Here is a 15044-nt window from a genome sequence, read left to right on the forward strand (position 1 = left end):
TGAGCGATCAGGCCTAAATAACCTCAAACCCTGAACACTGAACACCTAATAAAAGAATGCGTATCTCTTTAAATTGGCTGCGAGAATTAGTAGACATCCAAATGACTCCCCAAGAGTTAGCCGAAACCTTGACTGTAGCCGGCTTTGAAGTTGAAGATCTAGAAGATCGCAGCAGTTGGGCGGATGGCGTTGTTTTAGGAAAAATTTTAGAAGCGACTCCCCACCCCAACGCCGATAAACTCCGAGTCTGTCAAGTCGATATCGGTGAAAGCGAACCCCTCAATATTGTTTGCGGCGCCCCCAATGCGAAAGCGGATTTAATTGTCGCTGTCGCCACTATTGGAACTTATTTACCTAAGGTTGATTTGAAACTGAAAAAAACCAAACTTCGGGGCGTTCCTTCGGAGGGAATGATCTGTTCTTTGGCAGAATTAGGATTAGAAAAAGATTCGGAAGGAATTCACTCGTTTAATCTCGAAAATCCCGAATTGGGAAGCGATGTTAGACCTTTGCTCGGTTTGGATGATGTCATTTTAGATGTTACCGCAACGGCCAACCGAGCCGATGGTTTAAGTATGGTGGGAATTGCTCGGGAAATTGCGGCGTTAACGGGTTCTACGTTAAGAATTCCTGAGGCGACGGGTGTGGTAATTGAAGATAAAAAAGCGTCTTCAAAATTGGCGGTTGATGTCAGCGAATCCCAAGCCTGTCCGATTTATACGGGTACAATTATCGAAGGGATTAAAATTGCCCCTTCTCCCCAATGGCTGAAACAGCGTTTACAAGCAGCCGGTGTTCGACCGATTAATAATGTGGTTGATATTACCAATTATATTATGTTGGAATGGGGTCAACCGCTACACGCTTTTGATTTAGATCGCCTGCAAAAAATTACCGGTTCTCAAGATTTAACGGTTGGGGTCCGGTTTGGAAAATCGGGAGAATCTTTCAAAACGCTTGACAGCCAAACCCGACAATTGAAAGATGAAACTTTGGTGATTACCGCCAACGATAAACCCGTTGCTTTGGCCGGAATTATGGGCGGTGAAGACAGCGAAGTTTATGAACAAACGCAGAATTTAATGTTAGAAGCGGCTGTGTTTAGTTCAGTTGCAATTCGCCGTTCTGCTCGCGGTCAAGGCTTGCGTACAGAGGCTTCTACCCGCTTTGAACGGGGCGTTAATCCGGCAGAATTGGTTCTTGCTTGTTGTCGGGCGATTTCGTTAATTACAGAACTTGCAGGCGGAATTCCCACACAACAAGAGTCGGCGAGTAATATTGTTGATGATGTTACTTCTTCTGAAGTTTCTCTGCGTTTGAGTCGGATTAATGAGATTTTAGGCTCTCTCAAACGCGGCGAAAATACGTTGGTTGAATCGTTTTTACAACCGGAAGAAGTGGAAGGCATTCTAACCGCTTTGGGCTGTGGTTTGGCGCGTGAAACTCAAGCCAAAGACGAAAAAGATGTGGTTTGGACCGTAACGGTTCCGGCTTATCGGGCGCGAGATTTAGAACGGGAAATTGATTTAATTGAAGAAGTCGCCCGTCTCTACGGTTATGATAATTTTTCTGATACTTTACCCGATCAAAGTGTACCGGGTTATTTACCGGAAGATCAGTTGGCTTTGCGACAACTGAGAACCGCATTTAGAGCGGTTGGTTTAACGGAATTAATGCACTATTCTTTGGTAAAACAAGAAGGGGAAAATCAGGTGGTTATTTCTAACCCTTTGTTTGTGGAATATTCCGCTTTGCGAACGGAAATGTTAGCCGGGTTAATTGATGCGTTTGCGTTCAATTTGGAAAACGGAAATGGGGCTTTAAATGGCTTTGAAATTGGCCGCGTTTTCTGGAAAGAGGGAGAGCGTTTTAAAGAAAAAGATGCGATCGCCGGAATTATGGGGGGCGATCCGACTCAGGGACACTGGACGCTAGGTGGACGCGAAAAACCGATGAGTTGGTTTGAAGCAAAAGGTATCCTCGAAGCTATTTTTAAACGGTTGTATTTGTCGGTTGAATACCAACAAGAAACTCAAATTGAACAATTACATCCCGGAAGAACGGCTTCTTTATGGTTAAATGGAAAGCGTTTGGGTGTTTTTGGTCAACTTCATCCTCAAGTTCAAGAAAAGCGAGAATTACCCCAAGAAGTTTATCTGTTTGAGTTGAATTTATCGGTTTTAATTGAAGCGATGACTCAAGCGGATAATTTAACTCGGAAATTTAAACCTTTCTCGACTTTCCCCGCTTCCGATCGCGATATTGCGTTCTTTGTTTCGACGGATGTTTCCGTTGCAAATCTGGAAAAATGTATGACCAAAGCGGCCGGAAATCTGTTAGAATCAGTTAAACTGTTTGATGAATATAAGGGCGAAAATGTTCCCGAAGGTCAGCGCAGTTTGGCGTTTCGTTTGGTTTATCGCGCTGGCGATCGCACGTTAACTGAAGAAGAAGTTCAACCGAAACAGCAAAAAGTTCGCGATGCGTTAGTTAAGGAGTTTAATGTCAATCTCCGCAGTTAATTAGAGTATAAAAAACCGAGTTGCATCGGGAATTAAAAACCCGGTTTCTTCGAGATACCGGGTTTTTGGGGAGAAAATTATAAAAACCCGCCCCACCCCCAGAACACGCATTAATCAACCGGACATGGTATCATCTATTTTAAGTCAAAAAAAATGCCAAAATATGTTTTGTTTGGAACCTACTGCGATAATGTTTTAGAAAAGCGAGAACCTTATCGAAAAGCCCATTTAGAAGGAATCAAAAAACAAAAGGAAGCCGGAATTGTCATTACAATTGGCCCAACTCAAGATTTAACCAAAGTTTTTGGAATTTATGACGCTGAAACAGAGGAAATTGTACGACAACTCATAGAAGCCGATCCCTATTGGAAAAATGGAATTTGGATAGAATACGAGGTCAAAGAATGGATTCAAGTTTTCTAAAATATCGGTTTAAATGTTACTCAATTTCATAGGGGTTAACGCCCAAATCCCTTAATTTTTGAGCCATTTTTTCTCTGAGTTGTTGTTCTTTCTGTAAACGTTCAGTTCCCCAAAGTAACAATTTTCCCGCTTCATCCCACCACCGCAACCAATAACCCATTCGGTTGGTTTTCGTTCCCCGCCAAACACCCAAAAATAATCCAATATTCTCAATCCAATACCGTCCATTTTCATCCGGTTGTTGGAGTTGATAACCCCGAGAAGGATCGAGTTGATAAACTTCCAACCATCCCGCATTCGGTTCAAAAATTACATAAATCGGAACTTGAAGAATCTTTTCATAAAAAAACCATTTTCCGGGCGGATATTTTGATTTTATCGAATATTCCCCGCCTTCTGTTTCCGACAAAAACTCGATCACAATCGCCGGAATTTCTCCTTCTAAATTGGGCGTATAACTGCGACGAGTTTGTTGGGGTGGATTCGTCGGTAAAGCAGAACGTACAAAAAACCAATCGGGCGCTTTAATCACCAGTTTACCATCCATTGTGGCACAAATTCCGAAATTTGTTCCGACTAACATTTCCGGTTGAATACATCCTGCTAATTCCAGACTTTCAGTTAAAGCTGTTGCTAAAAGCGGTTGATTAAGATTATCCACTGGATCATCCGGTAAAGGGTAATCTGGGGGTAATTTTTCCCAGGTAATGACGGGTTGGCTAACAGTTGGAGACATAAAACTGAAAAATGCGACTGCTTTTATTATCTATAACTTTACGGTTTGAGTACAGGAATAATTTAAAAAGCTAAAACCGAATTCTAATAAACATTTTATGTGTGCTTATCCCTTTTAATTATAAATTTTTGCCAGAGAATTTTAGATGAGTACATTTGCTCAACTCTTCTCCAGCCAAATCAAAAAAACTCCAGAATTTTTTTATATCCGAGGGTTATGGCGATCGCGGAACGTTCGCTGCTAGAATAAGTTAAGCAAATCTTAAAAATCTTCATTCTGTTCACGCTGTACATTTTTGTTGATCTTAAGGTTTACTTTAGAAACTTTCTCGGAGAGAATGAAGACAGCAGAGAATGATCTGTGTTGTATTTGACGTTTAAATAAGGATATTGTCAAAATGTTATTCAAATGTGAACTTTGGCCCGGTAGCATCTGTAAATGTGATGTGACCATTCATTGCAAGCCCGATGGGAGTAAAGTGATCACGGTATCAGAGTTACCCTGGAACACCGGAATTAGTATCGGTCGAGCGTTTGAGATTTTATTAGATCAAATTTGTCAAAAATTTTACATCGATCCCGAACGAGTGATATATTTTGAACGCATTCTCGAACGGGGAAGTTTGGTAGATCGTTGGTTTTTAGTTCATTTCGATGTTGTAGACGGTAAAGTTTGTAACCCTCGCTGGCAAAATGTCAATGAAAGCTTTGTTCGCTCGGCGATGACGCTTTCATTATCAACTCAGGATCATCGATATTAAACTTAAAACCCATAAAGCCAGTTGAGCAACTTCATCAGTTGTGATAAAACTTGTATGTCGTGTTGGTAAAACAAGATGGAACTGGTTGAGATTTTGACCCGTCAACTTGGGGTGCAGGAACAGCAAGCCAAAGGAGGAGCCGGACTCCTCTTTCAACTGGCTCAAGAAAAATTACAAGATGAGGAATTTGCTCAAATTGCTCAATATGTTCCGGGTATGGGTGAACTCCTCGGCGCCGCACCTCAAGCGGGGGGAATGGCGAGCGCTTTGGGGGGTTTGGCTTCCGCGATGGGAGCGCCGGCGTCGGTGGGAAGTTTAGCCGCTTTAGCCGGAGGATTTTCTAAACTGGGTTTAAATACGGGTATGATTAATCAGTTTGTGCCGATTATCTTATCTTATATTCAAGGAAAAGGTGGCATCGGAGCGAGTCAGTTACTCGAACAAATTTTAAAATAGATTCTCTGTCAACTGAATATTTTTTACTCTGATTTTATCCCCCCTAGCTCCTTTTTTATCCCCCCTAGCCCCCCTTTTTTATCCCCCCTAGCCCCCCTTAATCCCTCCGCCTACGGCACCTCCCTATGATCCCCCCTTGTCCCCCCTTAAAAAGGGGGGTGGGGAGGCAGGGGATCATAGGGGAGAAATTGAAGTGAAAGTCCCCCGTATAAATCAAAGCGAAGCAACATTTGGCTTCCCCCATCAAAGCCAAAGCGCAGCATCCTCTGGCTTCCCCCTTTCCAAGGGGGACGGGAGGGGGATTGATCAGGGGGACGGGAGGGGGATTGATCAGGGGGACGGGAGGGGGATCAGGGGGAATTTAGGGGGATTTAGGGGGATTTAGGGTAAATAAAGACCACTAAACAAAGCGATCGCCCGCTTCTATCAACGCCGAACGGATACCCGGTTCGCTCATGGAATGACCCGCATCGGGAACAACTATAAATTCGGCTTCCGGCCATGCTTTATGGAGTTCCCAAGCCGTTTTCATCGGGCAAACCACATCATAACGCCCTTGTACAATTGTACCGGGAATATGGCGAATTTTATCAATATTTTTCAAAAGTTGATCTTCGGGTTGAAAAAAACCACCATTAACGAAATAATGACATTCAATTCGTGCAAAAGCGATCGCAAATTCATCTTCGCCGAACCTTTGCTTTAAATTAGAATCAACATATAATTTACTCGTACTCCCTTCCCAAATTGACCAAGCTTTCGCCGCTTCTAAACGAATATTAAAATCCTCGCTGTTAAGACGTTTAGAATAAGCTTGCAAGAAATTATCCCGTTCTTCAACAGGAATAGGTTTAACATATTCTTCCCAAGCGTCGGGGAAAATATGACTTGCTCCTTCTTGATAAAACCAACCAATTTCCGGCGATCGCAATAGAAAAATCCCCCGTAAAATCAAACCGTTACAGCGTTCCGGGTGAGTTTCACTGTAAGCTAAAGACAGGGTACTTCCCCAACTTCCGCCAAAAACCACCCACTGTTCAATACCCAAACAAATTCGTAATTTTTCAATATCCTCAACCAGATCCCAAGTTGTATTTTCCCGCAGTTCCGCATGAGGTTTGCTGCGTCCACAACCCCGCTGATCGAACATAATAATTCGCCATTTTTCGGGATTAAAATATTGACGATATTCGGGTAAACAACCGCCTCCCGGTCCACCATGTAAAACGACGACGGGTTTTCCTTTTGGGTTTCCCGACTGTTCAAAATAAATAGTATGAAGATCGCTAACTTTTAAGGTGCCTTGAATGTAAGGTTCAATGGGGGGATAAAGTTCTCGCATAGAAGTTAGATAAAATAGAGTTTATTGTAGGGGCGCGCCTCCGCTTAGATCTATGTTCTCGCAGAAATAACTTACATAAACCTGCCCCTAACAGGATATCATACTAATCAATAATCATGCTGTAGGGGCGCGCCTCCGCCAAGATATTTACTACTACTGCGAGATTGAGGTAAACCCGCCCCACCCCATCACAGAATTATTAATTAACTGTACATAATATTATTTATGGCTGTGGGGTTGGGGCGGGTTTATTGAGGTTGTTTCTAACAAATATATATTTATTCGGAACCCGCCCCTACAGGTTTTTTTTTGGGGTGGGGGCGAGTTTATTGAGGTTATTTCTAACAAATATATATTTGTTCGGAACCCGCCCCTACAGGTTTTTTTTTGGGGTTGGGGCGGGTTTATTGAGGTTATTTCTAACAAATATATATTTGTTCGGAACCCGCCCCTACATCACTGGTTACTGTTGCCTGTTCCCTGTTGCCTACTCAACTGAATTTAAGCGATCGCGTGCGGCTTTTAAGGCATTTTTAACCTGTTCAAAACCGGTGCCTCCGTAGCTATTTCGGGCGGAAATAACCTGCTTGGGAGCGATCGCATTGTAGATATCATTTTCAAACGCCGGATGCAAACTTTTCCATTCTTCCAAGGTTAAATCTTTGAGAAGTTTTCCGGCATCCAAACAGGTAATAACCACCTTTCCAACCAAGTTATAAGCTTCGCGGAATGGCACCCCTTTTGTTGCCAAATAGTCGGCTACATCTGTCGCATTAGAAAAGTCTTCGTTGACGGCTTCGGTTAAACGTTCGGTTTTAAATTCGATCCCTTCTCTTAACAGAATGGTCATCGCTTCCAGACTGCCTTTAACGGTTTTTACGCTATCAAACAAGCCTTCTTTGTCTTCTTGCAGGTCTTTATTGTACGCCAAAGGTAAAGCCTTCATAATCACCAATAAAGCCTGTAAATGCCCAAAAACTCGCCCGGTTTTTCCCCGAATCAATTCGGGAATATCGGGATTTTTCTTTTGGGGCATAATACTCGAACCGGTCGAACAGTTATCTTTGAGGCTGATAAAACTAAATTCCTGGGACGCCCATAAAATCATCTCCTCCGACAGCCGACTCAGGTGAACCATAATCAAACTCGCCGCCGCCAGAAATTCAATCGCCCAGTCGCGATCGCTAACCCCGTCCAGACTGTTAGCATAAACTTTGCTAAATGTCAAGAGTTCGGCGCTGTAATGGCGATCGATGGGAAAAGTCGTTCCCGCCAACGCCCCGCAACCGAGGGGGGAGATATCAACCCGTTTGTAGACATCTCCGAGGCGTTCCCAGTCGCGCTGAGTCATTTCCACGTAGGCTAACAGGTGATGAGCCAAACTGACGGGTTGGGCGCGTTGTAGGTGCGTATAACCGGGGATAGGCGTTTCCAGGTGAACTTCCGCCAGATCGAGCAAAACCCCTTGAAACTCAAGCAGTTGGGCGCGAATTTGTTGAATTTGGTCGCGGAGATAGAGGCGGGTATCGGTACCGACTTGATCGTTGCGAGACCGTCCGGTATGGAGTTTTTTACCGACATCTCCGGTAATTTCGGTTAACCGGCGTTCAACGGCGAAATGAACATCTTCGGCTTCCACTCCGGGGTGAAAATTGCCCTGGCGATATTCTTGGCGAATTTGTTCCAAACCGGCGACCAATTTTTCGCCTTCATCGGGGGAAATTATCCCGGTTTTTGCCAACATTTTCGCATGAGCAATAGAACCGGTCAAATCATATTCGATCAGTTCAATATCAAAACCAATGCTGGCATTGAAAGCGGCGATCGCCGGATGTAAGGCGGTTTTAAACCGATCGCTCCATGTTTTTGATTGAGTCATCACAAATAACAAATAACAAATAAGAAATAATCAGACTGAGGGTCGAACGAACATCAAGGTAAAATACTCCTGATCCACCAACCGACACCCGCTCCAATCAGCAACGCCCAAAGCTGTCCAGTTTCGATCAAATTATTCCAGATTTTCTGCACGTTCGCCCAAAGATCCAAATTATCTTGTTGGGCGAGTAACGTGTAGTTTGATGAGGATTGGCCTAACAGGTGAGAAACAGCATTCGCACCTGTAATTCCATCAAATCCCCCATCAAGAAACATCATTGCAATTTTCCTCGGGCGAAGATTGAACCTGCATGACAACCAAAGTCATATCATCGACATTGTGGCTACCGGGGCCGACAAAATCCTGAACTTGCTCAAAGATATAATCTAAAATCGCTTGTGAACTATTGTAATTTTGGCAAGCCCATTCAAAGGCTTTTTGCAGATTTTCTTCATCAAAGCGATCGCCTTTTTGATTGGCGGCGTCGGTCAGTCCGTCGGTGTAATAAACGATTGTATCTCCGGGTTGAAGTTGAACTTGTGCTTCAAAATACCGAGTATCGGCATCCAACCCAATCAACATCCCCAAAGTATCGAGTTGTTGAATCGAGCGGGTTGCCGCTTGCCATAACAGTGGCGGATGGTGGGCGGCATTACTGTAAGACAGGATACGAGTTGCCGGATCGTACTCGGAGTAAAATAAGGTAACAAAGCGATTGGAGGTTTCCAGATCGGCGTACATGACGCGGTTGAGGTGTTCGAGAATTTTAGCCGGACTGTGGCGGTTGAGAACTTCGGCCCGCAACATTCCTCTGGTCATGGTCATAATTAACCCCGCCGGGACGCCTTTGCCCATGACATCGCCGATCACAATACTCCAATTTTCGTCGGTTTCCTGGGGAGTCAGACCGTTAGACGCGGCAGTTGGGGGACTTTCCCTTTGATCGAAATTAGAAGGAATAAAATCATAATAGTCGCCGCCGACTCGGTTAGCGGTTTGACAGTGAGCGGCCACATCCACACCGGGAATTTTCGGGCATTTGCGGGGTAACAGACGCACTTGAATTTCGGCCCCAATTTCCAACTCGCGATCGAGGCGTTCTTTTTCCCGCAGAGAAACGGCCAGTTCATCGTTAGCAATGGCGACGGCAGTTTGATCGGCAACCAAACGCATCAATTTTTGGCGGGTGGGTGTCCAGTGATAATTAGGATTGTGGCTGAACACATACAGCCGTCCCCGTTCGACATTATTAACTAAAATTGCCGTCCCGAACACTTGCACCTGAGGGCCTAAAAAGTTGCTGACTTGATAATCCAAATTGGCAATATACGACTTCAGCAGATTTTTAGGCATCCGTTCCATCGAATTGAGGGGTTGGATGCTAACTTGACGGGTGGCCGTTTCCAAAGCTTGACGAATATCTTGGCACTGACGGCCTTCTTGACAGTGTAACCGTTGAAAGCGGACTTGACCGTTGGGTTTAAACAAAACCATTGCACCGCCATCGGCATCTGTGACCCGACTGGCAACGAGGGGAGTCAATTCTAGAAATTGGTTGAGATTCTTAAAACTGCGGAGGGCAAATCCCAGAGAACTCAACAATTCATTTACATTCTGCTGTTCCCGATGTAAACGAGCCACCAGTTCTTTCAACGTCCGCACGGGAGTAATTTCCGTTGGCGTTGACTGACTGGAAAAGGACTCAGCCGTTCCCGGAGTTCCGTTGGAGAATCGATCAGAATGCTGTGGCAAGGGCAGAGCAGTCATATCTGGTTTAGATAATGGGTTAAACAAAAATGGGATATACAGAGTAGCTCGGACTTCACGGGTTGCGACCGCAGCTTTTTAGAGATCATCAATCCTTTACTCGAAAATTTCTGACATCTGGGGTAAGCAAACGGTTTCTACAAACATCTTATATCTCGACAACAAAGCTTATACAATCGATGCGACTCAGCCGCTCAGTAAAGCTTCGATAAACTCGTAGCTCGAAAAGGGTCGTAGGTCTTCGATACTTTCCCCGACTCCTATAAAACGAATCGGCAAACCTAACTGTTGGACAATGGCCAGAGCAACACCACCTTTAGCAGTTCCGTCTAATTTTGTCAAGACTACACCACTTAATTGAGCCGCTTCGGCAAAGACTTCCGCCTGACGCAAACCATTTTGACCCAGAGTCGCGTCTAAGACGAGTAGGGATTCTACGATAGCATCTGGTGCTTTTTTGTCAATCACCCGGCGAACTTTACTGAGTTCTTCCATCAGATTTTTTTTATTTTGCAACCGTCCGGCGGTATCAACTAACAGCAGTTCGGTATTTCTGGCTTTGGCGGCTTCGATCGCATCGAAGACCACAGCGGCCGGGTCGGTATTTTTCCCGGGATTGGCAATCACGTCAACTCCGCTGCGCTGGCCCCAGACTTTCACCTGTTCAACGGCGGCCGCCCGAAAAGTATCTGCTGCGGCAATCAAGCAATTATAATCAGATTTGCGGGCAATGTGACCAATTTTTCCAATGGTTGTGGTTTTTCCGGCTCCGTTAACTCCCGTAATTAGCCATATATTTAAAGTCTCTTTCTCGGGAGCAAAAGCCGGACTGTAGCCATTTTCGTAGGGACGTTCCAGGAGTTCCCGCAGAAGTTGCTTGAGGTAGGCTATTGCTTGTTCGGGGGGGAGAACTTCGGCCCGAATTTTTTCTTGCAGGGCGCTGATAATCGTCTCGGTGGCCTCGATACCCACATCGGCTTGTAAGAGCAAGGATTCAATTTCTTCGACGGCTTCCTGGTTTAAGGGTCCCTGACCGACGATCGCTTTGAGTTGGTTCAGCAAACTCCGACGGGTCCGACCCAACCCCCGCCACAGTTTTTGCAGCCAGGTAATTTCTTCGATCGCCACATCTTCCGGACGCCGGCCTTGATTGGCCAGAACTTCCGCCGACCACATAAACATCTCATCAAAGGCGATCGCCGACTCTTGGGCGATCGCTACTGCCGCCGCCGGGCCGACCGGTTCGGGTTCTTCCTGGGCGGTTTCTTTTAAGCGTTCGATCCGGGCCTGACGATCGGCCTGAGACTGCGCCCAAATCGGCAAGGGGGCGGCGGCGGCGGGTGTTGTGACCTCCCCTACGTCTGAAGCTTCTCCTGCGGTTTCTGGGGCTTCTGGGGCATCTTCCGGGTCACGGACTTCGGTTTCCGGGGTGGGAATTTGTCGCAGAGAAGACTCGGTTTCGGAAACATCGGCCATCGGTTCGCTCACCTCGGGGACATAGCTGGAGGTAAGTTCGGGAGAGTCTTGGGATACCAGCGATCCGATTTCCGGGTCGGCCCAGGTTTCGGCCTCCGTTACCGCTTCGACTCCGGTTGCTTCGGCTTCCGGTGGGGGATTGAGGGCGGTTGTCGGTTCTAACTCGGGTTCGGGAGTGGGCGGCGGTTCAACCTCGTCGGGTTCGGGTTTTTGTTGGGTTTGCAGATTTTGGTAAGCGGTTTTTGCCCATTGAAGATACTCGTCGGCTGAGTTGGTTTGGGTGGGGGCTTTTGCGGTCGATTGTTCCGACTCCGCCGGTTGAGGTTCAGCTTGCTGATCCTCGCTGGGTTTGGTGTCTGCCGATTTTTCTGGTGATTTGGAGGTAGATCCGCTCGTATCAAACTGACGACGAAACCAATTAAAAACCATTGTACTGACTCGCTCGCTTATTTGAGACTATTTCTAAATTATTAATAGTTTGTCAGAAGATTGCCAAATAATGAATCTGTTTTTCAGTCAATTTTAAATCAGACCCGTACCGATGCTCGATCGCCGTGACATTTGTCGTGACTCCGCAGAAATAGAAAACTATGACCCAAGATAGACTCGTGAAAATTGTTCAAAATCCAGATTATGAGTAATTACTCAAAATTATCACCTCCTTTGGATGATAGAAATCACTGAGATTAGATTCAAAACCGTCAACTTGACCAAATCTTTACAGTTTTTACAGGTTTCCTTGAAAAAGCTTCATCAAAAAAAAAGTTAAGGCACATTCAACGGCAAAATCAACCGGCTGATAATTAAACCCTCCTCGACTTGTTGCAATTGAAACTGACCTCCCATCTGTTGAATAATCCGGGCGACAATCAGCAAATGTTGACCGGGCGGACGATCGAGGCTAGAAGGGGTTAGCACATCGGCAGATCGACCGACTTCGAGTTCCCGAATCAGTTGAGGGTTGATAATACCGCGATCGCTAATCACCAATTCTAGATGGTGTTCATCGATCGCTTGAACTTTAATTTCAATAATTCCAATCGGGTGCGATCGATAACAGGCGATCAGCAACAGTTCATATAAGACCAATTCCAGTTTAAGACTGTCAGCAATTAAGGTGAGATTCTTCTGTTGCTGAACTTGTAGCCCCAGTTGGCGATTTTTTAAAATGGGATGAATGCGATCGCGAAGTCGGCGCAATAAATTAGAAACAACGATCAAATCCTTGCGGTTATGAAGCTGCCACTGTTCGTGTTTGAGCAATGATGAAGTCGAAGCCAAAGTTTGACTAATTTGCCTCAAAAGCTGTTGGTAGCGCAAATGGGTTAATTGATTTTTATGTTCGTCCCCATTGGGAAAGGGCGACTGTTCGAGTTCATTGAGTTGTTTAACGCGACTGCCGACTCCGCGATAAAGTTCTTCTAAACGGCGTTGTTTGTACCAATTGAGCCATTGCAATTCTTCTCGCTCTTGAGACAGGCGAGTTTGGACTCTCAAATAACGCCGCATCCAGGCTAACTGCGTCACAAATCCTTCTAAAAGTTTGATGGTTTGTTCGGATTCTTCTTCGATAGGGGAATGACCTAAAATTAATAGACCGGTCGATTGATGGTGAGGATGAGTTCGCAATGCGATCGCCAAAACTTGATCGCAATCCGAGGGAAAATTAAGCCACTGACGGGTAGAAAGGGGGAGGTTGTTGATCGGTTGGGTAAAAATTCCCTGGGTTGCCAAAACGGGTTTGATCAAAGAATCGCGATCGATATCAATCGTTATTTGGGTTTGGGGCCGAATAAGCTGTTGTTGTTCGTAACGCAGAACAATTTCACCCTGTCTGTGGCTTTCTGTCCAAGTCACCAACAGCAACAAACGACTCGATAGGGCTTCAACAATTTCTTGGGTAAAGCAACGTTCTAACTCGCCGAGATCGTCGGTTTCTCGGACAATTTGCCAGCCTTTGGCGTTCATTTGATTGAGTTGATGCTGAACTTGCACCTGATGGTTGAGGTGCCATTGATGCAGGATTAAACCCAATTGTTGAGCGACAATTTTCACCAAGGCTTCCTCGGCTTGAGTCCAGGTGCGAGGACTGCTATGACCGATGACCAGCAGCGAACGGCGATAGGTCATTTGCTGACAGCAGGCCCGACGATCGTCGCTCATCAGACAAACTAACAGCGATCGCAGGCCAATTTCCCGCAGGGGTTCGCTCCAAGCCGACAGGGTGGGGTTGTCTTCCCACTGTTCGAGGGCGATCACTCCGGTTTGTTGCAGTTGGTCTTCCCGGTCGGGGCTGAGGGCGGTTAGAGGGGTGGTGAGTAAGCGATGGTGGGGAAGTGGATTTTGATAGAGGAGATCGAACTGGTGGTTGGTTGGGTTTTCTTCTAACAGAAAAAAGTATTCGATCTTTAAACGCTGGCAGAGTCGCTCGGCGGTACTCGATAATAGAATCGGCCAGTCTTTATCGCTGATCATCGCTCGGGTGATTTCTGCGGTTAAGGCGTGATTGTCCTCTATTTGCTTAATGGTGTCGTTGGTGGCGGCTAGAGGCGCGATTAAACCCAAAAGTTGAGCCATTCCCCGGACAAAGGTTTTATCGCTGGTTTGCCAGATGCGAGGATGTTTCCCTTCTAGGGCTAAAAATCCGAGCAGTTCTTGATTAAAGATAATTGGGGCAGCCAACAGACTTCGCACTCGCATTCTTCGCATTAAGCACCGGGTGACTTCGGCTTTTAGGGTGCTGTGAGATTCACCGATAACCACCAAGCGATCGGCGGCCAAAGCCTGATAAAACTCGGTTAAATCTTGGACGTTAATTCCAGAAGCGGCACGGGTAATCACGGCCTCAAGGGTTTTTTTCAGGTTGCTGCTGCGCCGCCAAAAGTAACGTCCGTCTTGATGGTACCAATAGATGTTGGTGCGGGTGGGTTGAATGAATCGATGGGTTTCTTTGATGACGGCTTCGAGATAGTGATCGAGACGGGCGAAACTGCGAAACTCCGACAACAGTTTTAGCAGGGAAGCATTGGGATGTTTGCTTTGCTGGCGTTGCCATTCGATTTCGATGTGGTAGAGTGCGGTTGCTAATCCTCCCAACACGATGGACAGGTGTTCGGTTTCGTTGGCATCTGTCCGCCCCCCTTTGTGACCCGATCCGAGTAGGACTAGGCCGAAGCAGCGATCTTTGTGGCGCAGGGGATAGAGGAGGGTTGAGTGTATTTTGTAGGTTTGAGCCAGTTTGCACCAGTCCCCGGCTCGCGGTTCGATTTGCAAGTCGGCGATCGCGATCGGTTGCAGTTGGATGATCACTTGTTCGAGTAAATCGCCGGGGGTTAATGTAAATCGTTGTTTGAGAAAACTGCTTTCTTCGTCTAAGCTTTTGGCCGCCTTACCCACTAATTGATGGTCGAGGCGATCGTACAGGCCAATCCAGATCAAACGATAGTTGAATTTCGCTTGGAGATAGGATAAGCTGGTCTGCAATAGGACATCTATGTTGTCCTCTTCTCGAAGCGTTTGGAGGACTCGACTGAGGGTCATCGCTTGCACCGAATTTGCTGAATTGAATTGCTGCCCCATAGGAATTAAACCCTTAAAAAAAGTTTGAAATGGATTAAAATCTCACAGTAGTGAGTTGGGGTTAGACCAATGTTAATCGTTTGGCTCCATAGCGGGAAGGGTTG

At 45.9% G+C, this 15044-nt stretch carries 11 protein-coding genes; 4 read left to right on the forward strand and 7 right to left on the reverse strand.

Annotation, left to right across the window (positions count from 1 at the left end; genetic code table 11):
• The first annotated feature begins 56 nt into the window (after window positions 1–56).
• Window positions 57–2522, forward strand: coding sequence for a phenylalanine--tRNA ligase subunit beta (gene pheT, locus ACL6C3_RS11370; protein WP_413167282.1), 2466 nt, complete (start codon window positions 57–59; stop codon window positions 2520–2522).
• Between the two features lie 153 nt (window positions 2523–2675).
• Window positions 2676–2945, forward strand: coding sequence for a YciI family protein (locus ACL6C3_RS11375; protein ID WP_413167283.1), 270 nt, complete (start codon window positions 2676–2678; stop codon window positions 2943–2945).
• A gap of 16 nt (window positions 2946–2961) precedes the next feature.
• Here the strand turns inward: ACL6C3_RS11375 and ACL6C3_RS11380 are convergent, their stop codons facing one another.
• Window positions 2962–3681 (reverse strand): Uma2 family endonuclease, encoded by a 720-nt coding sequence (locus ACL6C3_RS11380; RefSeq protein ID WP_413167284.1) that lies wholly within the window; start codon window positions 3679–3681, stop codon window positions 2962–2964.
• Window positions 3682–4078: 397 nt separating this feature from the next.
• Here ACL6C3_RS11380 and ACL6C3_RS11385 point away from each other — a divergent pair, with 397 nt between their 5' ends.
• Both ACL6C3_RS11385 and ACL6C3_RS11390 read left to right on the forward strand, forming a co-directional pair.
• Complete coding sequence (locus ACL6C3_RS11385) at window positions 4079–4441, forward strand: hypothetical protein (RefSeq protein ID WP_413167285.1); 363 nt, start codon at window positions 4079–4081, stop codon at window positions 4439–4441.
• Between the two features lie 75 nt (window positions 4442–4516).
• The gene (locus ACL6C3_RS11390) at window positions 4517–4897 is read left to right on the forward strand and encodes a DUF2780 domain-containing protein (RefSeq protein WP_413167286.1); all 381 of its coding nucleotides are present in this window, start codon (window positions 4517–4519) and stop codon (window positions 4895–4897) included.
• Window positions 4898–5297: 400 nt separating this feature from the next.
• Here the strand turns inward: ACL6C3_RS11390 and pip are convergent, their stop codons facing one another.
• The 6 genes from pip to ACL6C3_RS11420 form a co-directional block, all read right to left on the reverse strand.
• Window positions 5298–6239 (reverse strand): prolyl aminopeptidase, encoded by a 942-nt coding sequence (pip, locus tag ACL6C3_RS11395; RefSeq protein WP_413167287.1) that lies wholly within the window; start codon window positions 6237–6239, stop codon window positions 5298–5300.
• A gap of 487 nt (window positions 6240–6726) precedes the next feature.
• On the reverse strand, window positions 6727–8118 hold the full coding sequence (gene argH / locus ACL6C3_RS11400) for an argininosuccinate lyase (RefSeq protein ID WP_413167288.1): 1392 nt from the start codon (window positions 8116–8118) through the stop codon (window positions 6727–6729).
• 53 nt (window positions 8119–8171) lie between these two features.
• A complete protein-coding gene (locus tag ACL6C3_RS11405; RefSeq protein WP_413167289.1) occupies window positions 8172–8396 on the reverse strand; it encodes a hypothetical protein in 225 nt (74 codons plus the stop codon).
• Window positions 8383–9885: a GAF domain-containing SpoIIE family protein phosphatase gene (locus ACL6C3_RS11410; protein WP_413167290.1), complete on the reverse strand. Its 1503-nt coding sequence runs from the start codon at window positions 9883–9885 to the stop codon at window positions 8383–8385. Before ACL6C3_RS11410 ends, ACL6C3_RS11405 begins: the two co-directional genes overlap by 14 nt.
• 186 nt (window positions 9886–10071) lie before the next feature.
• Window positions 10072–11790: a signal recognition particle-docking protein FtsY gene (ftsY, locus tag ACL6C3_RS11415; protein ID WP_413167291.1), complete on the reverse strand. Its 1719-nt coding sequence runs from the start codon at window positions 11788–11790 to the stop codon at window positions 10072–10074.
• A 336-nt stretch (window positions 11791–12126) separates the two neighbouring features.
• Complete coding sequence (locus tag ACL6C3_RS11420; protein WP_413167292.1) at window positions 12127–14940, reverse strand: GAF domain-containing protein; 2814 nt, start codon at window positions 14938–14940, stop codon at window positions 12127–12129.
• Window positions 14941–15044 lie beyond the last annotated feature (104 nt).

The sequence above is a fragment of the Capilliphycus salinus ALCB114379 genome, from assembly GCF_047276495.1.
GTDB lineage: Bacteria > Cyanobacteriota > Cyanobacteriia > Cyanobacteriales > Microcoleaceae > Capilliphycus > Capilliphycus salinus.